Here is an 18,989-nt window from a genome sequence, read left to right as displayed (position 1 = left end):
TGAAAAAGTCGCGGATTGCGTGAAGAATGGGACCGGCAGGGGTGTCCACCGCCGCTGTCGAAGCACGCGGCGCAGCGTAGGGCAGTTGTGGAGAAGAACTCTCCGAGCGCAATGCATTCACTCTTCCTGGTCAATTAATGGGCGCTAAGTTGACAATCGAGTCCCGTTGTCGAGAACGTCTGCGCCCGAATGGCCCGGCTCTTCAGCCGGGTCGACGGGGACTGCGGCAGACGGGACGGACGTGCGGACACTGGTGGTTGGGTTGGGCAGGGCGGGCGCCGAGCTGCACCTGCCGGTGCTGGCCAGGGCTCGGGCGACCGCGCCAGGCCTGTTCTCCGCCGAGCCGGTGGTGGCCTGCGACCCGCGCCGCGTGCTCACCGACCGCCCCGGCCTGGTGACCACCGCGACCACCGCCGAGGCCGCGAAGCTGCTCGACCCGGCGCGCACCGTGGTGCACGTGTGCACCCCACCGACCACCCGGCCCGAGGTCATCGGCGAGATCGCCGAACTGGGCTTCCGGAACCTGGTGGTGGAGAAGCCGCTGGCCTCGGACACCGACGACCTGGCCCGCATCGCCCGGCTGCGGCGCAGGCACGGCCTGCGCATCGCCGTGGCCGAGCCGTGGCAGATGAGCTCGCTGACCGCCCGGCTCACCGAGCTGGTGCGCGGCGGCGAGCTGGGCGAGGCGCGCTCGGTGTCGATCGTGCAGAACAAGCCGCGCTTCCGCCGCTCGCTGACCGCGCCGAGCCACCCGACCGCGTTCGACGTGGAGCTGCCGCACGGGGTCGGCCTGGCGCTGCGGCTGGCGGGCAGCGCGCGGGTCACCCACGCGGCCGGGTCGGACCTGGCGTTCGGCGACGTGGTGGTGCCCAGGATGGGCGGGGCGCGGCTGGGGCTGCGGCACAACAGCGGCGTGCGCGCGGAGATCAGCTCCGACCTGACCTCGCCGGTGCGCGAGCGGCGGGTGACCGTGGAGTTCGAGCGCGGGCGGGCCGTCGGCCACTACGCGGTGAGCGGCGACGACGACCACTCGCAGCTGACCGTCACCGGGCACGGGCGGCGCGAGCACACCGTGCTGCGGGACGACTCGCTGACCGAGTGGGTGCTGCGCGCCTACCGGCTGTTCCGGGGCACCGGGGACCCGCACTCGCAGGGGTTCGCGTTCGCGGGGGACGTGGTGCGGCTGCTGTCGGTGGCGAAGAACATCAGCGCCGAACCGGTCGTGCCGACCGCGCGCGCCGAGAGCAGGACGCCGACCGGTGCGCGCTGACGGCACGGGGGGCCGGGCGGTGGGGGTGACCGGGTTGGCGGGGCTCGGCGGGGTGATGGGCGTGGGGACGGGCGTGGTGGCCGGTGGGGCTGCGCTGGGCGGTGGGGCTGCGGCCGGTGGGGCTGCGGCCGGGAGGTCGGTGGCGCGCGGGACGACGAGCGGCCGGACGACGAGCGGTGAACTGGCGACCGGTGGGCCGATGGTCGCTGGGGCTGTGAGCGGCAGGTCTGCGAGCGGCGGATCGGCGGCTGGTAGGTCGACGGCAAGCGGGCCTGCGGGTGGCGGCGCGAGGAGCGGCGGTGCGGCGGCCGGTGGGGCTGCGGTAGGAGGATCGGCGGCAGGCGGCGAATGGTCGTCAGGCGCGCAGCCTGCCCAGGGTTCGCCGGACGCCCGGCGGCAGCCCGACGCGGTCACCGACCCGTCCGCCTCGGGGTCGCCGGGTTCGGGCCCGCACGCCCCCGCCGGTCCCGTGCTCGCCGGGATCACCGACGAGGCCGCGTCCGACCTCCACGGTCAGCTCGCCGTGCTGGCGGAGCTGGGCTGGTCGGCGATCGAGCTGCGGACCGTGGACGGCGTCGCGGTCGCGGACCTGAGCGACGAGGTGTTCGCGGGTGTGGTCGACGCTCTGGGCGCGGCCGGGGTGCGGGCGGTGTGCCTGGACTCGCGGATCGGCAACCGGGCGCGGCCGGTGACCGGGCCGTTCGAGCGGGACCTGGCCGAGTTGGAGGTGCTGCTGCGGCGGTGCGCCGAGCTGGGTACCCGGTACGTGCGGATCATGTCCTACCCCAACGACGGGTTGGCCGAGCCGCTGTGGCGGGCGCGGGTGGTGTCGCGGGTGCGGGAGCTGGCGGTGCGCGCGGAGGTGGCCGGGGTGGTGCTGCTGCACGAGAACTGCTCGGGGTGGGCGGGCGCGAGCGCGGAGCGGGCGCTGGAGTTGATGTCTGAAGTGGACAGTCCGGCGCTGCGACTGCTGTTCGACACCGGCAACCCCGTCGCGCACGGGTACGACGGGCTCGCGGCGCTGGCCCAGCTCGCCCGGCACGTCGAGCACGTGCACGTGAAGGACGCGGTGGGCGAGCGGTTCGTGGACCCCGGAACCGGGGACGCGCGGGTCGCCGAGTGCGTGGAGCTGTTGCGCGCCAACGGGTACCAGGGCGCGTGGTCGCTGGAACCGCACGTGGCGCCGCGCCCGCGCGAGTCGGCCGGGCCGCCGGTCGGCGCGTCGGCCGCGTTCGTCTCGGCGGGCCGGGCGATGTCCCGGCTGCTGCGGTGATCGCGCTGAACCGGGACCCGCTGCCACGCCTGCCGGCTGCGGGTCCGAGGGAGACCGGTGACGAGGTCCGCGCGGTGGCGGCGGTGACCGCCCGCGCGGGCGCAACCGGGCTCGGCGGGACCAGATTCGGCAACGGGACCGGGTTCGGTGCCGGGGTCAGGCGCGACGTCGGGACTGGACGCGGCGCCGGGGTCGGGCTCGACAGGGCTGGGTTCGCGGCGACCGTGGACGGTGGCGGCACGCCGGTGGCGGACGGTGCCGGGGTTACTCGCGACGTGAACCCGACCGGCGGCCCGGTCCACGTCGCGAGCGGCATCGCGGGCGGCATCGCGGGTGTCCCCGCCTGCGGTTCACCCGGTTCGGCTTCCCCATACGGCGCGGGTCCGCACTCCCCCGGTTCTGCGTTCGACGCGACGGGCCTCGCCGGTTCGGGTGAATTCGGCACCCGTTCGACCCAGGCCCCCGGCGGGCACGAGGACGTGGAGGTGCGCATGGCCGACGGGACGGTGCTGCGCGCCGACGCGCGGGAAGGACGCACCACGATCTGGTCCGCGCTGCGGCACGGATGCGCGGGGGCGCCGCGCGGTGCGGGTGGGAGCGGGGTGGGGCGACGGCGGTCCGGCCGCGCTCGCCCCCGTGGACGAGGTCTGCCGATGGGAGGCTCGGTGATGGAGCGGGACGTGCGGGCGGCAGGTCCGCCGGGCGGGGCGGCGCGGGTGGTCGGCTTCGACGCCCGCCACCACCCGGACCACCACGACATCCTGATCGACTCGGCCGAGGTGCGCACGGGAGCGGACCTGGGCCTCAAGCCGGAGGGCAGCCCGCTCAGCCGGGCGCCGGAGGCGGTGCGCATGGTCTGAACCTGCGACACGGGGATCTTCGACCCGCTCTCGCGCGGCAACGCGGGGGCGGGTTTTCCCTTGCCCGGCAACGGTTCCACCGAAGAGCGCGCAAACGCGGGGAAGTACCCGGCACCCCACCCGGCCAAGCCACCGCGCGCCGCAGGTGACGGGAACCCCTGCGGCGCAACGGTTTCCACCCGACCGGGAACTAGTCGAGCTCCAGCACCACCTTGCCGCGCAGCCGCCCGTCCAGCAGGGCGGCCACCGCCTCGTCCGCCCGCGTCCACGAGCCGCGCCAGGCCACGCCCGCGTCCAGCTCCCCCGACGCGACCCGCGCGGCCAGCCAGGCCAGGTCGGCGCCGAGGCCGGGGCCGCTGGCGGGCAGGAAGAACGTCGTGATGACCCGGTCCGGCAGGAAGGTCCCCTCGAAGGCCGCGCCGGTGAACACCGACTCGCCGCCGGAGGCCCGGCCGACCGAGACGAGCGTGCCACCGGGCAGGAGCAGGGCGTGCGCGGCGACCAGCACCGGTCCGCCGACCAGCTCCACGACGCCGTGCACGGGCTCGGTGGCCAGGTCGGGCCCGACCACCTCGTGGGCGCCGAGGGCGCGCAGCCCGTCCGCGCTCCCGGCCGGGTCGGAGGTGACCGCGACGACGTGCGCGCCCGCGCGTCGGGCGAGCTGGACGGCGTAGCGCCCGACGCCGCCGGTCGCGCCGGTGACCAGGACCCGGCGGGCCAGCAGCGGGCCGAGGCGGTGCAGCGCGCGCAGTGCGCTGCCCGCCGCGACCGGGACGGTGCTGATCGGGCCGAGGTCCGCGCCGCCGGGGACGGGGCCGAGGTGGGCGGTGTCGACGGCGCGCAGCTCGGCCCACGCCCCGGCGAGGCCGAGGGTGACGACGGGCGCGCCCTCGGCGGGTCCTGAGCCGTCGGCGGCGGCGCGGACGACGACACCGGCCGCGTCCCAGCCGGGGACGGCGCCGCCCGGCAGGTCGGCGAGGGCGGTCAGCTCGCCGGGGTTGAGGGAGGTGGCGGCGACCCGCACCAGCGCCTGATCAGGCGCGGGGACGGGGTCGGGCGCCTCGCCCAGGCGCAGGTGGCGGGGCGCGGAGTGGTCGACGAGCAGTGCGCGCACTTCGTGGTCCTCCTCGGGAGGGGCTGGGGTGTGCCCGCGACCGACCCTAGCCCAAAGTGCCACTCAGTGGCACAAGCTTCCGAGCGGCCAACCGGGCGCGCGCCCTAGACTCGCCGCGTGGAGACGCTGCGCGAGCGCAAGAAGCACCGCACCCGCGAGACGCTGGTCGCGACCGCGCTGGAGCTGTTCACCGACCGGGGGTTCGCGGCGACGACCCTGGACGAGCTGTGCGAGTCGGCCGAGGTGTCCAAGCGGACCTTCTTCCGGTACTTCACCAGCAAGGAGGACGTGGCCACGGCGCCCGGCCACGACATGTGGCGCGCGTTCCTGGCCAGGCTGGCGCGGGACGAGGGGCGCGGGAAGGTCGTGGACCTGCTGCAGGAGGCCCTGCTCGCGACCCTGGCGGACATGCCGGACGAGGGCTGGGCCGACCGGCTCCTGCTGAGCAGGCAGCTGGCCGCCCGCGTCCCGTCGGTGGACGCGCACGGCCTGCACTTCTGCCACCGCACGAGCCTGGCCGCGCTGGAGGTCCTGCGCGGTCGCACCGGCCTGCCCGAGGACGACCTGCGGCTGCGGCTGGCGGTGGACGTGCTGGTGGCGGCGTTCCAGCGGGCACAGGAGCGCTGGGCCGGGCTGCCGGGATCGCCGGGCAGGGCGGAGCTGGCGGGGTGCGCGCGCGAGGCGTTCGCGGCGCTGCCGGGCGTCTTCGCGATCGCCGTCGGCGAAACGGCGAGCTAGCCGGACCACCCCCGCCCCGCGCCGTGGTACACCCGGTGGTGTGGGTTCCGACCGGTGGGCGTCGCGGGCGCTGGCCCTGCTCGACGCCGAGCGCGTGGCCGCCGCGCCGACCCCGGTGCTGCGCTTCGACCTGCCCCCGGAGTGGGGCGTCGACCTGCTGCTCAAGGACGAGTCCGCGCACCCCACCGGCACCCTGAAGCACCGCTCGGCCCGCGCGCTGTTCCGGCACGCCATCGCCTCCGGCCAGCTCACCGAGTCCGGCGTGGTGGTCGAGGCGACCGGCGGCACCGGGGCGCTCGCCCAGGCGCACTTCGCCCGGCTGCTGGGCGTGCGGCACCTGGTGGTCGTGCCGGGGCGGCCGAGGCGGGTCACCGGCTTCACCCCCCGCTTCTTCACCCCGCCCGCCGGGGTGCACGAGGAGGCGCGCAGGCTCGCCGCCGAGCTGGGCGGGCACCACCTGGACCAGCAGGCCAACGCCGCGCGGGTGGTCGACTGGCGCGGGGACGACCTGGCGGCCGAGCTGTTCGCGCAGGTGGGCGAGCCGGACTGGGTGGTGGTCGGCGCGGGGACCGGGGCGACGTCCGCGTCGCTGGGCAGGCACATCCGGGCGCACGGGCTGCGCACGGGCCTGGCCGTGGTGGACCCGGAGCGCTCGGCGCACTTCCCCGGCTGGGTGACCGGGGCGGCCGACTACGCGACCGGGATGCCGTCGCGGATCGAGGGGATCGGGCGGCCGGTGATGGGGCCGGGGTTCCTGCCGGGGGTGGTGGACCTGGTGATCCCGGTGCCGGACGCGGCGTCGGTGGCCGGGGCGCGGCTGGCCAGGGCGCGGACCGGGCTCGCGGTGGGCGGGTCGACCGGGGCGAACCTGTGGGGCGCGCTGCACCTGGCCGCGCGGTTGCGCGAGCGCGGTGGCGGGCGGGTGGTGACGCTGGTGTGCGACGCGGCGGAGCGGCACCTGGCGACGTACCACGACGACGGCTGGGCGCGGGACAAGTCGCTGCTGCCCGGCGGGCACACCGGGGTGCTGGACGGGTTCCTGGCGGGCGGGCCGTGGCGGTGGGGCGGCGGGACCGGGTAGTCCCGCCGCCCCGCGATCAGCCCGCCGCGATCAGCCCGCCGCGATCAGCTCGCGGTGGGTCAGCTCGCCGGGGTCAGTTGGCCGGGGCGGTGCTGGACGGCGCGGGCTCCGGCTGGACGGAGCTCGACGGCGCGGGCTCGGCCTGGGGAACGCTCGACTGGGCGGGCTCCGGCTGGATGGAACTGGCCGGGACCTGCTGCGGCTGAGCGGAACTGGACGGGGCGGGCTCGGCCCTGGGCACGCTGGACGGCGTGGGCAGGACCACGGTCCCGCGCGTCGGCGTCGGGCTGGCGCTCGGCACCGGCGGCACCAGGATCGGACCGCAGGTCAGGTGGGCGGGCAGGTTGCCGCGCTCGTCACCGCTGAGGTACACGGCGCTGACGTAGTGCCGCCTGCCGGACGGGCCGAAGCCGACCGCGACCCAGACGTCGTTGGTGATGCCGTAGTCGGTGATCGTCTGGCCGTGCGTCCAGCAGTACGCGGGCAGCGCCTGCTCCACGGTGGTCCGGCCGACGACTTCGCAGGACGTGTACGGGCACTCGCGGATGTTCGCGGACAGCCACGGCGTGACGCTGTAGCCCGTCGGCGCGGGCGTCGAGGACGGGGTGGCCGCCGGGGTGGAGGACGGCGTCGCCGCCGGGGCCGTGGAGGACGGGGTGGCCGCCGGTGCCGTCGACGACGGCTGCGCCAGCGCGACGCCGCCCGCCAGCCCGGCGCCGAGCAGCACGGCCAGCCCGGTGGCGGCGGAGAGCTTGAGGGTTCTCATGATCTTCAGATAGCGGCCCTCGGCCGCCGCGGGTTGCACGGGGAGCGCAAGAATCGTCGCCCCGCCCGCAGCACCACCTGTCCGGTTGACGACAGAACACGCTCACGCTCTGGGTACAGCCGCGCACTCTCAGTACGTTCGAGGACCATGCACCCAAGAGGAGCACTGGTCACCGCGCTCGCGGCGGTCCTCACCGCCACGATGGCGACCCCGGTCGCCGCCCAGCCCGCACCCCTGGTCGTCCCCGATCCCGCAGCCCACGTCGACCCGCTGATCGGCACCACCAACCTGGGCAACACCTTCCCCGGCGCGGTGCTGCCGTTCGGCATGTTCTCCTTCAGCCCCGAGGGCACGCGCGGCAACACCCTGCGCGCCGCCGCGCCAGGCGGCTACCGGCACGACGCGACCCGGCTGCGCGGCTTCAGCCTCACCCACATGTCCGGCACCGGGTGCGCGGGCGGGTCGGGCGACGTGCCGATCTTCCCGCACGTCGGCGAGGTCACCACCAGCCCGGCCTCGGACGCCACCGACGCGCTGTACGCCAGCGACTTCGCGCACGCCGACGAGACCGCGAAGCCCGGCCGCTACGACGTGCGGCTGAAGTCCGGAGCGCAGGTGGAGCTGACCGCGACCGCCCGCACCGGCGCGGGCCGCTTCACCTTCCCGGCGGGGAAACCGGCCACGGTGCTGGTGAACACCGCCAAGTCGCAGGTGGGCAGCAGCGACGCGAGCACGACCGTGGACGCGGCCAGGCGCACCGTCACCGGCTCGGTGACCAGCGGCAACTTCTGCGGCTACATCAACCAGGCGGGCAGGCGCAGCTACTACACCCTGCACTTCGCCCTGGAGTTCGACCGCCCGTTCACCGGCACCGGCACCTGGACCGACACGACCGTCACCCCCGGTTCGACCTCGGCGCGCGGCGGCACCACCTACGGCACGAACGGCTGGCCCGTGCTGGGCAAGGGCTCCGGCGCGTACCTCGGCTTCGAGCCCGGCTCGACGGTGGGCGTGCGGGTCGGGATCTCGTACGTCAGCCAGGACGGGGCGCTGCGCAACCTGCGCGCGGAGAACACCGGCAGGCCGTTCGAGGACCTGCGGGACGACGCCTACCGCGCCTGGCAGGACCAGTTGCGCAAGGTCGAGGTGGGCGGCGGCTCGGACGCCGACCGGACCAAGTTCTACACCGCGCTCTACCACTCCTTGTTGCACCCCAACGTGTTCAGCGACGTGGACGGCCGGTACGCGGGCTTCGACGGCAGGGCGCGCAAGGTGTCCGGGCGGCAGAAGGCCCAGTACGCCACGTTCTCCGGCTGGGACGTCTACCGCTCGCAGGTCCAGCTGCTCACCCTGCTCGAACCGGACGTGGGCTCGGACATCGCCCAGTCGCTGCTGAACCAGGCCGAGCAGAACGACGGCGTCTGGGACCGCTGGACGCACGCCTCCGGCGGCACGCACGTGATGAGCGGCGACCCGTCCGCCCAGGCCCTCGCGGGCATCCTCGCGTTCGGCGGCGAGAGGTTCGACGTCCGGGCCGCGACGAAGTCGCTCGTCAAGGCCGCCACCACGCCCACCGCGCTGGACCTGAGCAAGGAGGGCTGGGCGGTCATGTCGGTCGGGCAGCGGCCCTCGCTCGACAAGTACCTGCGGCTGAACTACATGCCGTCGGTGTCGAACGCCTGGGGTGGCGCGGCCGAGACCCTGGAGGTGTCCGGGGCGGACTTCGCGCTGAGCCAGCTCGCCGAGCGCACCGGCGACCGGGCGACGGCGCGGCGGTTCGCCGAGCGGGCCCAGTGGTGGCAGAACAACTACGACCCGGTGGCGCACAGCACCGGCGGGTACGTCCGCAACCGGGACGAGAGCGGCGAGTGGGCGCCCGGCTTCACCCCGGACACCGGCAACGGGTTCGTGGAGGGCAGCAGCGCCCAGTACACCTGGATGGTGCCGCACAACGTGGCCGGGCTGGTGGAGTCGCTCGGCGGCGCGGAGCGGGTGAACCGGCGGCTGGACGACTTCTTCCACGACGCGGACGGGAGCTGGGCGCTCTCCAAGCACGGCGGGGCGAAGTCGGAGCTGGACAACGAGCCGTCGCTGAACGTGCCGTGGCTGTACAACTACACCGGTCGGCCCGCGAAGACCCAGGAGACCGTGCGGGAGGTCGTGAACACCCTGTGGACCACCGGGCCGGGCGGGATTCCGGGCAACGACGACCTCGGCGCGATGTCGTCGTGGTTCGTGTTCGCCGCGCTGGGCCTGTACCCGCAGGTGCCGTCGCGGGCCGAGCTGGTGCTGTCCGCGCCGCTGTTCACCTCGGCGACGATCCACCGGGACGGCGGCCGGGACATCCGGATCACCGCGCCGGGGGCGTCGGCGCAGACCAAGTACGTGCGCGCGCTGAAGGTCAACGGTCGGGCCAGCACCAGGACCTGGGTCGACGACTCGCTGGTGCGGCGCGGCGGGAAGCTGGACTTCACCCTGTCCACGACGCCCACCACGTGGGGCACGGGGGCCGCTGACGCGCCGCCGTCGTTCCGGCAGGGCGAGAAGCCGATCAGGCACGACCAGCCGTTCCACTTCGCCGTGGAGCCGGGCGCCCCGGTGGTGCAGCCCGGCGGGACGCTGACCGCGCGGATCGTCAAGACCCGGTTGTACGACGGCGATCCCGAGGTGCGCTACGAGGTGTCCGGGCCGCCGGGGCTGGAGTTCGGCCCGGTGACGGGGTCCGAGTTCACCGTGACGGCCGCGCCGGACGCCGCGCGGGGCTTCTACCCGGCTTCGGTGCGGGTGCTGGTGGCGGGCGCGGAACCGGTGGAGCTGCCGCTGGTGGTGAAGGTCGCGCCGGAGGACTCGATGCTCGCGGCCGTGGACAACGCCGGGATCTCCGACGACGCGACCGGCGCGGCGGACTTCGACGGCGGCGGGTACAGCTACTCGCGGCAGGCCCTCGCGGCGGCCGGACTCGTCGCGGGCGGGACCGGATCGGTCGACGGCCTGGCGTTCACCTGGCCGGACTCCCCCGCCGGACTGCCGGACAACGCGGTGGCGAACAAGCAGCGGATCACCGCCGAGGGGACGCGGCTGGCGTTCGTCGGGTCGGCGACGAACGGGCAGCGGGCCAAGGACGCGGTGGTGGAGTTCACCGACGGGACCACCGCGACGACGCAGCTCGGCTTCAGCGACTGGACGCTCGGCGGCGGCGGGTCGGCGCCCGCGTACGGGAACGTGGTCGTGGCGACGACGCCGTACCGGAACCAGTCGGGCGGCGGGAACGAGTCGGTGGCGACGCACATCTTCGCGACGAAGCCGTACACCGCGCCGGAGGGCAAGCGGATCGCGGCGGTGGTGCTGCCGGTGGACGACGGCCTGCACGTGTTCGCGGTGGCGACGGGCTGACCGCTCGCGCCGGGCGGTCCCCCTCGGTGGCGGGACCGCCCGGCGCGAGCTGCTCAGCCCAGGCGGCTGAGCACCGCCAGCTCCGGCGCGGGCTCGATCCCGTGCTCGACCAGCCACCGGATCGCCTTCAGGCTCCGCGCCGCCCACCAGGCGCGGACCACGTCGAGGTCCACGTCCCCGTAACCGGCGACGAGGTCGCCGAGCCGCTCCGGGTGCCCGAGCGTCAACGAGGCCAGGTCGTAGGCGGCGTCTCCCCCACCCGCCTCGGACCAGTCGAGCACACCCGTCACCTCGTCGCCGTCCAGGAACACGTGGGCCACCTGCAGGTCGCCGTGGGTGAACACCGGCGTCCACGGCCGGAGCGCGGGAGCGGCGGCCCTCACCGCCCGCGCGACCACGTCGGTGGACAGCACGCCGTTGTCCACCAGCCACGCGCACACCCCGTCGACCTCCGCCGCCACCTCCTCCGCCGAGCGCCCCGGCCACGGCGGCGGCGCGTCGTGCAGCGCCCGCGCCATCGCGCCCACCGCCGCCCACGCCGAAGCGGGCGCGCTCGACGGCTCCCCCATCCGGGCCAGCGCCGCGCCCCGGAGCGCGCCGAGCGCCAGCACCGGCGGCCTGCGCCACAGCACCTCGGGCGTGGGCACCGGGGCGAGCCCCATCGCCGCGACCTCGACGTCCGCCCGCGCCCGGTCGGCGTCGACCTTCAGGAACACCCCACCGACCCGCAACGTCGCCCGCTCGTGGTGCGCGACGACCACCTCGACCTCGTCCACCCGATCATCATCGCGGCGTCACCGCACCAGCGGCCGGTCCCCCCGGTCCAGGCGCGCCGCCAGCACCTCGAACACGACCCAGGCCAGCAGGAGCGGAACGCCGAACACGGAGATCAGCAGCCCCACCCGGCCCGCGTCGCCGATGTCGAGCGGTCCCGCCGGGACGTGCGGCCAGGAGAACAGCACGGCGGCGAGGACCAGCGCGCCGGACAGGAGCAGCAGCGGCAGCACCACGTTCGCGTCGAGCCGACCACGCCGCCGCATCCCGGCCGCGACGGTGCTCGGCACCGACAGCACCCACAGCAGGAACCCGAGGAACAGCAATCCCCGAAGGTCATCTCCTCGCTCATCGGGAAGAGGGGGGCCAGCGCCAGCCCCGCCGACACCGCGAAGCAGAGCAGGTGCACCAGCAGGTTCCGCCCAGGGGGCATGTGATCATCGTGGCGATCCGGCCAGCCCCGGAGCATCGGTAGGACTACTCGTTCGGGTGAGCACCCCTCTTTCGTGACCGCACTTCACCCACCCGCACGGGGGATGCCCCACCTATCCGCAATTCCCCGTGACCAAGAAATGCCCTAGCCCCTCAAGGATCTACCCGTTCGTGCCGATGTTAGGACGAACGAGTGATGTCGTCCCAAGCGAACGGCGCAATGAGATACTTCCCGCTCATGAACATCCGCAGCAGGAACAACGTGCTGGTCACCGGCTCGCCGACCGGTCGGCCAGTGGTCTTCTCCCACGGCTTCGGCTGCGACCAGAACATGTGGCGCCTGGTGGCCCCGGCGTTCGAGGCCGAGCACCCCGTGGTGCTGTTCGACCACGTCGGCGCGGGCAAGTCGGACCTGACCGCCTACCGGCGCGACAAGTACGACACGTTAGAGGGGTACGCCACCGACGTGCTGGAGGTCCTGGCGGACCTGGACCTGCGCGACGCGGTGTTCGTCGGCCACTCGGTCAGCGCCATGATCGGCGTGCTCGCCGCCAACCGCGACCCGTCCCGCTTCGGCGCGCTGGTGCTGGTCTGCCCGTCGCCGCGCTACGTGGACGACGAGGACTACCGTGGCGGCTTCAGCCCGGCGGACATCGAGGAGCTCCTGGAGTCCCTCGACAGCAACTACCTCGGCTGGTCCGCCGCCATGGCCCCGGCGATCATGGGCAACCCGGACCGCCCCGAGCTGGGCGAGGAGCTGACCGAGAGCTTCTGCCGCACCGACCCGGCGATCGCCAGGCACTTCGCGCGGGTCACCTTCACCTCCGACAACCGGGCCGACCTGCCCGCCGTGTCGCTGCCCACGCTGGTCCTGCAGTGCCGCAACGACGTGATCGCCGACCAGCGGATCGGCGCGTACGTGCGCGACGCGATCCCCGGCGCGCGCATGGTGCTGCTCGACGCCACCGGGCACTGCCCGAACCTGAGCGCCCCCGAGGCGACCACCGACGCCATCCGCGGATTCCTGGCCGAGCAGCCGGGGAGGAGCCAGCCGTGACCCGACCCACCGACCAGCGCGTGGTGCCGGACCTCGACGGCGACGAGGCCGCCGTCGCGTTCTCCGCGCTGCTGGAGGACAGCGTCGAGGACCTGTACGACCACGCGCCCTGCGGGTACCTGTCCACGCTGCTGGACGGCGAGATAGCCAAGGTCAACTCGACGCTGCTGGACTGGCTCGGCTACCGCCGCGAGGAGCTGGTGGGCCGCCGGTACCTGGTGGACCTGCTGACCGTGGGCGGCAAGCTGTACCACGAGACGCACTACGCGCCGATGCTGCGGATGCACGGCGAGGCCAGGGAGATCGCGCTGGACCTGGTCGCCGCCGACGGGCAGCGGCTGCCGGTGCTGGTGACCGCGAAGGCCAAGAACGGCTCGGACGGGCAGCAGCAGCTGATCCGGCTGACCGTGTTCGACGCGCGGGAGCGCCGCTCGTACGAGCGGGAGCTGGTGCGGGCCAGGCAGGAGGCCGAGCGGGACCGCGAACACCACCGCAGGCTCACCGAGGCGCTGCGCCGCACCCTGCTGCCACCGACCCTGCCGTCGCTGCCGGGCCTGGAGGTGGCCTCGCACTACCGCGCGGCGAACTCCGACGAGGTCGGCGGCGACTTCTACGACGTGTACCCGCTGTGCGGCGGCGACCGGCTGGGGTTCTTCGTCGGCGACGTCAGCGGGCGCGGCCCCGCAGCGGCCGAGCTGACCTCGGTGGCCAGGTACGCGCTGCGCGGGGCCGCGATCACCGAGTCCGGCCCGTCGGCGGCGCTGGGCAGGCTGAACGAGGTGCTGCGCGGGCAGCGCGACGGGGTGCCGGAGTTCTGCACGGCCGTGGTGGGCGTGCTGCGCCCCACCGACGACGGGTTCGCGGTGGCGCTGGCCAGCGGCGGCCACCCGCCCGCGCTGGTGGTGCGCGCGGACGGCGCCGTGGAGGTGCTGCACACGCCCGGCGCGCAGCTGGTGGGGCTGCTGGCCGCGCCCAGGTTCACCCGCCGCACCGCCAGGCTCGCGGCGGGCGACGTGCTCGTGCTGCACACCGACGGACTCGGCGACGACCTGCTCGACGGGGTGCGGCCGGGCTCGGCGCGGGACGTGGTGGACGAGCTGACCGAGCGGCTGGCAGGCGGCGGAGGCAAGGACGACGCCGCGGTGCTCGCGTTCGGGGTGGGACCGGCGTGAGCGAGCTGACGATCACCAGCACGACCACCGCGACCAGGCACGTCGTGACGGCGGCCGGCGCGCTGGACCACCGCAGCGCGGCACGCCTGCGGGAGGCGATCGCCGGGGTGCCGCTGGGCTGCGGGCACCACCTGGTGCTGGACCTGAGCTCGCTGGCGTTCTGCGACTCCAGCGGGTTGACCGTGTTCATCGGCGCGCACGAGCGGGCGGAGGCCGAGCAGGCGGCGTTCAGCCTGGTAGGCCCGCCGCCGCCGGTGCACAAGATGCTGCGCCTGACCGGCCTGGACACCGTGCTGACCGTGCTGAGCAAACCGGCGGGCCTGCTGCACCCGTGAGACCGGTCGCGCGGCGGGAGGGGAACCTCCCGCCGCGCGACCGTCACGGCCGTCGCGGCCGGATCTTTCCCTTCCTCCCCTTCCCCGTCGTGGAACTTCCCGGTCGGGTTGTCCCGTTACCGATTGACTCACCCACCTGGACCAGACCTCCGACCCACTTCCCCGGCACGACCGGGAATGGTTCGGACACCGGCGTGAAAGCGCTTCCCGGTAGTGCGACGGCGATTGCCGCAGGGGGTTGGCGAGGGCTGGAGTTAGGGGCATGAGAACTCGCCTCCTCGCGGCCGTCGCCGCCACGCTCACGTCCCTGCTGCTGTTCTCCGCCCCGGCCCAGGCCGCCCCCGGTGACGCGACCTGCGCCCTCGGCACCGGCGTCACCACCTACACCCCGCCCATCACCGCCACAGCAGGCTCGACGACCGTCGGCGAGACCCTGAACCTGGGTCCCTGCACATCGTTGGTCGACCCGCTCGTCACCAGCGCGCAGATCGCCAACAGCGACGCCGTGGAGCTGTCCTGCCTGGTCACCGTGCCGGGCTCGCAGTCAGGCACGGTGAGCATCCTGTGGAACACCGGTGAGAGCAGCTTCTTCGACTACACCAGGACCACGGTCGCGGTCGCGGGTCAACTGGTGACGACGTTCACCGGGCTGATCACGGCAGGCAAGTTCAGCGGGTCGACCGGCACGCTGGTCGTCACGGCGCTGTCACTGGACCTGCTCGACTGCCTGCTCGGCTCGGGCATCTCGTCCGCCACGAGCACCGCCACCCTCGCCCTCATCTGATCCCCGGAACCGGCCGCGACCCGATCCGCGTGGGGATCGGGTCGCGGTCAGGCGCGTTTCCCGAGGCTTTCCAAAAATTTCCCCACAATCCGTCACCACACCGTTTGTAACGGCTGCTACATTCACCCCCGTGACGGATCAACGCTCCCCCTCTCCCTCCCCCTGGCTGGTGCTCGTCGTCCAAGTCCCAGCGACCCCGAGCAGGCACCGGGTCGCGGTGTGGCGGGAGTTGCGCCGCATCGGCGCCCTCTCACTGGGACAGGGCGCCTGGGTCGTCCCAGACGCGCCGGTGTTCGCCGACGGCGTCACCCGCGTCGTCGAACTGGCCGAGCGAGGTGCGGGCGAGGTGCTCGTGCTGGACGCCACCGGCCGCGCAGAGACCGACTCCGCCCGCCTGGAGGCGATGTTCACCGCCGAGCGCGCCGAGGAGTGGACCGAGTTCCTGGCCGACTGCGGCAAGTTCGACGCGGAGATCGACAAGGAGATCCGCAACGGCAAGTTCACCATGGCCGAACTGGAAGAGGAGGAGCAGAGCCTGGAGCGGCTGAAGCGCTGGCACCGGGACGTGAAGGTGCGCGACCTGTTCGGCTCCCCCGAGGCAGCCGAGGCGGACCGAAGGCTGGCGCACTGCGCCGACCGCCTGTCCGACTACACCAACCGCGTCTTCCAAGCACTGCACCAGATGTGAACGCCACCGTGCCCGACTCCCACGACTCCCCCCGAGCCCGCCTGCTCCCCCTCTACGCGGCGGGCTTCGTCACCGCCTTCGGCGCGCACAGCATCGCCGCGAGCCTCGGCGACTACACCGGCGACGCCGCGTCCCTGCTCGCACTGGGCTTGCTGCTGGCCGTCTACGACGGCGCCGAGGTGGTCCTCAAGCCGGTCTTCGGCGCCCTCACCGACCGAATCGGCCCGCGCCCCGTCCTACTAGCCGGCCTCCTGGCGTTCGCCACGGCCTCGGCCGCGTTCGTGCTGGCGGGCAACCCCGCCCTGGTCGGCCTGGCCAGACTCGCCCAAGGCGCCGCAGCCGCAGCGTTCTCCCCGGCCGCGAGCACCCTGGTGGCCAGACTCTCCCCACAAACCACCCACGGCCGAGTCTTCGGCGGCTACGGCGCCTGGAAGGGTCTCGGCTACACGCTGGGCCCACTGCTGGGCGGCGTCCTGATCCACCTGGGCGGCCACCCGCTCCTGTTCGGCGTGCTGGCCACCCTGGCACTGGCCGTGGCCACGTGGTCGCTAGCGGCAGTACCCACCGTCCCCCCACTCCCCAGGACCAGGCAAACCGTGCTGGACCTGGCCCGCCGCCTGGGCTCCGCCTCATTCCTGCGCCCCACCGCGACCTTGGCGGGCGCGACGGCGGTCCTGGCGGTCGGCGTCGGCTTCCTCCCAGTGGCGGGCGCACCCCTGGGCCCACTGGCGACCGGCGCCGTGGTCTCCCTGCTGGCGGCCACGGCAGCACTAGTACAACCCCTGGCAGGCCGATGGCGCGACGCGGGCCGGATCGGCGACACGGCAGGCATGGCAGGCGGCCTGCTGCTGGCCGCAACGGGCGCAGTGGCAGCCGCAGCACTCCCCGGCGTGCCCGGCCTGCTGGCAGCCGCGCTGACAATCGGCACGGGCACCGGCCTGGCAACACCGATCGGCTTCGCCCACCTGGCCGCGCACACCCCGCAGGAACGGGTAGGCCAGACCATGGGCGCGGCCGAGGTAGGCCGCGAACTGGGCGACGCGGGCGGCCCGCTGCTGGTGGGCGCGATCGCAACGGCGAGCACCCTAGGCTTCGGCCTACTGGGCCTGGCACTAGCACTAGCGGTAATCGCACTCCTGGTGGCACGCGGCCCGCACACCTCACCGCACTAGCGGGCTGCGGGGCGAGCGCAGCGAGCCCAAGCAGCCCCACTCCCGCGTCCCTCGTCTCCGTGTGGCCTGGCGAAGCCCGAGCGCAGGTGTCAAGACGCCGCCGCACCGCGCGGCAGACTGCCTGGTCAAACGGCGTCTTGACGAGTGTGCTTGCCTGAAAGGAGGCCAAACGGAGACGAGGGACCCGGACCACCGCAGGGGTACAACCGCACCACCCCCGGAACAACCACCAGCCGGCAGGGCTCGTCCCTCTCGTTTTTGGAGGCCTGCCCCGCCGGCGAGGCGACGTCCTGAACCGCACCCCCGCAAAACCGGCGCCCCGAAGCTCACACCACGCAGAACTCGTTGCCCTCCGGGTCCTGGAGCACCACCCCGTAGTGCCCCATCCCAGGCTCGTCCATCACCCGCAGCACACTCGCCCCCGCAGCGACCAGCCCCGCCACCTTCGCCGTCACCCGCTCGACCCGCACCGCCAACGGCACCTCACGCCCACCCCCCACCTTCAAATCCAGGTGCACCCGGTTCTTCCCCGCCTTCACCTCAGACACCTGCTGGAACCACACCCTCGGCCCCACCCCAGCCGGGTCGACGACCGACTCCGACTCCTCCCCGGCACCGTCAAAGAACTCCTCCTCCGGCACCCCCATAGCCACCCAGTACTCACACCACGTCGCGTGCCCACCCGGCGGCGGCTCGGGCACGTACCCCAACGCCTCGGCCCAGAACGCCACCAACCGCCGGGGATCGGCGCAGTCGATCGTCACCTGCAAGGTCGTCTCCACGACCACACCCTCCCGCACAGGCCCGACATCCTCCCCCACCTCACCCCCACCTCACCCCCGCCCCAACGCCGCCTCGAACACCTCCCGAGCCTCAGCCCCCGGCCCAACCCCCAACTCCGCCTCCAACGCCCGCCCCAACCGCCGGTACACCTCCACCGCCCCCACCCGATCCCCCCGCAGCACCAGCACCCGCATCAACGCGGCGTGCGCAGACTCCCGAGTGGGGTTGGCCGCCACCTGCGCGGCCAGCAAATCGGCCGCCTCCTCCCACGCCCCCAACTCCACCTTCGCCGCCGCCAAGTGCTCCACCACAGCCAACCTGCGCTCCCGCCACAACCCCGCCACCGCCACCACCGGCTCAGACGGCACCAACCCCACCAGCCCGTCCACCGGCCACCCCGCCAACGCAGCCCCCAGCTCCACCTCGGCCACCGCAGCGTCCCCACCCCGCAACGCCGCCACCCCACCACGCGCCCGCTCGGCCGCGCGCAGCGCGTCCACCGACTCGGGCCGCACGTCCAACCGATACCCGTGCCCGACGTGCACCAACAACCGCGCCAGCCCACCGCCACCACCGCTACCGCCCCCGCCCCCCACCGAGTCAAGGCACCGACGCAACCTGCTCGCGTACAGCTGGAGGTTCTTCCCCGCGCTGCGCGGCGGTTCCTGCTCCCACAGCGCGTCGAGCAACCGCCCGGTCGACACCGCCACCCCCGCCTCTAGCGCCAGCACCACGAGCAGCGTGCGCGCCTTCACCCCGAGGGGCACCACCCCGCGCACCTCGGGACCGCTCAGCTCGGGCCCGCCGAACAGCCGGATCGCCACACCCAGCTGCGCGCGCACCCCCGCACGGACCACCATCCCCGCTCCTCCACCGCCCCTGGTCCCGACGCCCCGACGCCCTGCTCACCCACTCACCCGCTCACCCTCAGTTATGTCCTACCCGGAGCCTCGGGTCGCTCCCGCACGCGCCCATAGGGGAGGTCAATCCCGGCGCATACCCGACGTATACCGCGACGTGGGAGCGTGCGGCCCGAGCCCCGCCACTCGGGCAGGCGCGCGCTGACCTGCGCCGATCCCGATTCGGGGAACCGCAGCACGATCACGGAGAGGACTTGGCGATGGACCTGACCTTCGACGAATCCGAGCTCGACCTGGGCGACCTGGCCGTCACGGCGATGCGCGACGCGGTCGCCCTGCCGGAGACCGGCGCGTCCACGGCGGCCTGCTCGTGCAGCAGCACCTCGTGCTGCTGCTGCCAGCAGCCGGAGTTACCGCAGGGCTGACCGAACGGGGCC

Annotated in this window: 19 protein-coding genes; 13 read left to right on the top strand and 6 right to left on the bottom strand. The window is 74.0% G+C overall.

The window, feature by feature from the left end; all coding sequences use genetic code 11:
- Positions 1–253: 253 nt before the first annotated feature.
- Genes LV78_RS31000 through LV78_RS30990 form a run of 3 tightly spaced genes read left to right on the top strand, consistent with a single transcriptional unit; the run spans position 254 to position 3,403 of the window.
- Entirely contained in the window at positions 254–1,270 is a 1,017-nt protein-coding gene (locus tag LV78_RS31000) for a Gfo/Idh/MocA family oxidoreductase (protein ID WP_253849567.1), read from the top strand.
- On the top strand, positions 1,260–2,543 hold the full coding sequence (locus LV78_RS30995; RefSeq protein WP_308208778.1) for a sugar phosphate isomerase/epimerase family protein: 1,284 nt from the start codon (positions 1,260–1,262) through the stop codon (positions 2,541–2,543). The genes LV78_RS31000 and LV78_RS30995 overlap by 11 nt, the downstream gene beginning before the upstream one ends.
- The gene (locus tag LV78_RS30990) at positions 2,540–3,403 is read left to right on the top strand and encodes a DUF6917 domain-containing protein (RefSeq protein WP_253849566.1); all 864 of its coding nucleotides are present in this window, start codon (positions 2,540–2,542) and stop codon (positions 3,401–3,403) included. Before LV78_RS30995 ends, LV78_RS30990 begins: the two co-directional genes overlap by 4 nt.
- 190 nt (positions 3,404–3,593) lie before the next feature.
- On the opposite strand, the gene LV78_RS30985 is transcribed toward LV78_RS30990, so the two are convergent.
- On the bottom strand, positions 3,594–4,517 hold the full coding sequence (locus LV78_RS30985) for a zinc-binding dehydrogenase (protein ID WP_253849565.1): 924 nt from the start codon (positions 4,515–4,517) through the stop codon (positions 3,594–3,596).
- A 117-nt stretch (positions 4,518–4,634) separates the two neighbouring features.
- On the opposite strand from LV78_RS30985, the gene LV78_RS30980 reads away from it, so the two are divergent.
- The gene (locus LV78_RS30980; RefSeq protein WP_253849564.1) at positions 4,635–5,255 is read left to right on the top strand and encodes a TetR family transcriptional regulator; all 621 of its coding nucleotides are present in this window, start codon (positions 4,635–4,637) and stop codon (positions 5,253–5,255) included.
- A gap of 40 nt (positions 5,256–5,295) precedes the next feature.
- Positions 5,296–6,336 carry a PLP-dependent cysteine synthase family protein gene (locus LV78_RS30975; RefSeq protein ID WP_253849563.1) on the top strand — a complete coding sequence of 347 codons (1,041 nt, stop codon included), beginning with the start codon at positions 5,296–5,298 and terminating at the stop codon, positions 6,334–6,336.
- 73 nt (positions 6,337–6,409) lie between these two features.
- Here the strand turns inward: LV78_RS30975 and LV78_RS30970 are convergent, their stop codons facing one another.
- The gene (locus LV78_RS30970) at positions 6,410–7,102 is read right to left on the bottom strand and encodes a hypothetical protein (RefSeq protein WP_253849562.1); all 693 of its coding nucleotides are present in this window, start codon (positions 7,100–7,102) and stop codon (positions 6,410–6,412) included.
- A gap of 147 nt (positions 7,103–7,249) precedes the next feature.
- Between LV78_RS30970 and LV78_RS30965 the strand changes: the two genes are divergently transcribed.
- The gene (locus tag LV78_RS30965; RefSeq protein ID WP_253849561.1) at positions 7,250–10,495 is read left to right on the top strand and encodes a GH92 family glycosyl hydrolase; all 3,246 of its coding nucleotides are present in this window, start codon (positions 7,250–7,252) and stop codon (positions 10,493–10,495) included.
- A gap of 53 nt (positions 10,496–10,548) precedes the next feature.
- Here the strand turns inward: LV78_RS30965 and LV78_RS30960 are convergent, their stop codons facing one another.
- Positions 10,549–11,271, bottom strand: a complete 723-nt coding sequence (locus LV78_RS30960) for a phosphotransferase family protein (RefSeq protein WP_253849560.1) — start codon at positions 11,269–11,271, stop codon at positions 10,549–10,551.
- 18 nt (positions 11,272–11,289) lie between these two features.
- Positions 11,290–11,595 carry a hypothetical protein gene (locus tag LV78_RS30955; protein ID WP_253849559.1) on the bottom strand — a complete coding sequence of 102 codons (306 nt, stop codon included), beginning with the start codon at positions 11,593–11,595 and terminating at the stop codon, positions 11,290–11,292.
- A gap of 344 nt (positions 11,596–11,939) precedes the next feature.
- On the opposite strand from LV78_RS30955, the gene LV78_RS30950 reads away from it, so the two are divergent.
- The 6 genes from LV78_RS30950 (at position 11,940) to LV78_RS30925 (ending at position 16,909) form a co-directional block, all read left to right on the top strand.
- Entirely contained in the window at positions 11,940–12,758 is an 819-nt protein-coding gene (locus tag LV78_RS30950) for an alpha/beta fold hydrolase (RefSeq protein ID WP_253849558.1), read from the top strand.
- On the top strand, positions 12,755–13,930 hold the full coding sequence (locus LV78_RS30945) for a PP2C family protein-serine/threonine phosphatase (protein WP_253849557.1): 1,176 nt from the start codon (positions 12,755–12,757) through the stop codon (positions 13,928–13,930). Before LV78_RS30950 ends, LV78_RS30945 begins: the two co-directional genes overlap by 4 nt.
- Complete coding sequence (locus LV78_RS30940; protein WP_253849556.1) at positions 13,927–14,265, top strand: STAS domain-containing protein; 339 nt, start codon at positions 13,927–13,929, stop codon at positions 14,263–14,265. Before LV78_RS30945 ends, LV78_RS30940 begins: the two co-directional genes overlap by 4 nt.
- Before the next feature lie 262 nt (positions 14,266–14,527).
- Positions 14,528–15,049, top strand: a complete 522-nt coding sequence (locus tag LV78_RS30935) for a hypothetical protein (protein ID WP_253849555.1) — start codon at positions 14,528–14,530, stop codon at positions 15,047–15,049.
- A gap of 130 nt (positions 15,050–15,179) precedes the next feature.
- Positions 15,180–15,737, top strand: coding sequence for a Chromate resistance protein ChrB (locus LV78_RS30930; protein ID WP_253849554.1), 558 nt, complete (start codon positions 15,180–15,182; stop codon positions 15,735–15,737).
- An 8-nt stretch (positions 15,738–15,745) separates the two neighbouring features.
- On the top strand, positions 15,746–16,909 hold the full coding sequence (locus tag LV78_RS30925) for an MFS transporter (RefSeq protein WP_253849553.1): 1,164 nt from the start codon (positions 15,746–15,748) through the stop codon (positions 16,907–16,909).
- 326 nt (positions 16,910–17,235) lie between these two features.
- Here LV78_RS30925 and LV78_RS30920 read toward each other — a convergent pair whose 3' ends face one another.
- A complete protein-coding gene (locus LV78_RS30920; RefSeq protein ID WP_253849552.1) occupies positions 17,236–17,691 on the bottom strand; it encodes a VOC family protein in 456 nt (151 codons plus the stop codon).
- 51 nt (positions 17,692–17,742) lie between these two features.
- Complete coding sequence (locus tag LV78_RS30915; protein WP_253849551.1) at positions 17,743–18,552, bottom strand: AfsR/SARP family transcriptional regulator; 810 nt, start codon at positions 18,550–18,552, stop codon at positions 17,743–17,745.
- A gap of 260 nt (positions 18,553–18,812) precedes the next feature.
- On the opposite strand from LV78_RS30915, the gene LV78_RS30910 reads away from it, so the two are divergent.
- Complete coding sequence (locus LV78_RS30910) at positions 18,813–18,977, top strand: thiazolylpeptide-type bacteriocin (protein ID WP_253849550.1); 165 nt, start codon at positions 18,813–18,815, stop codon at positions 18,975–18,977.
- Positions 18,978–18,989: the final 12 nt, after the last annotated feature.

Origin of the sequence: Actinosynnema pretiosum, from assembly GCF_024171695.1 — a bacterium.
Classification (GTDB): Bacteria; Actinomycetota; Actinomycetes; order Mycobacteriales; family Pseudonocardiaceae; genus Actinosynnema; species Actinosynnema pretiosum.
Note: the sequence above shows the minus strand (reverse complement) of the source record. Positions and strands in the feature narration are given on the sequence as shown.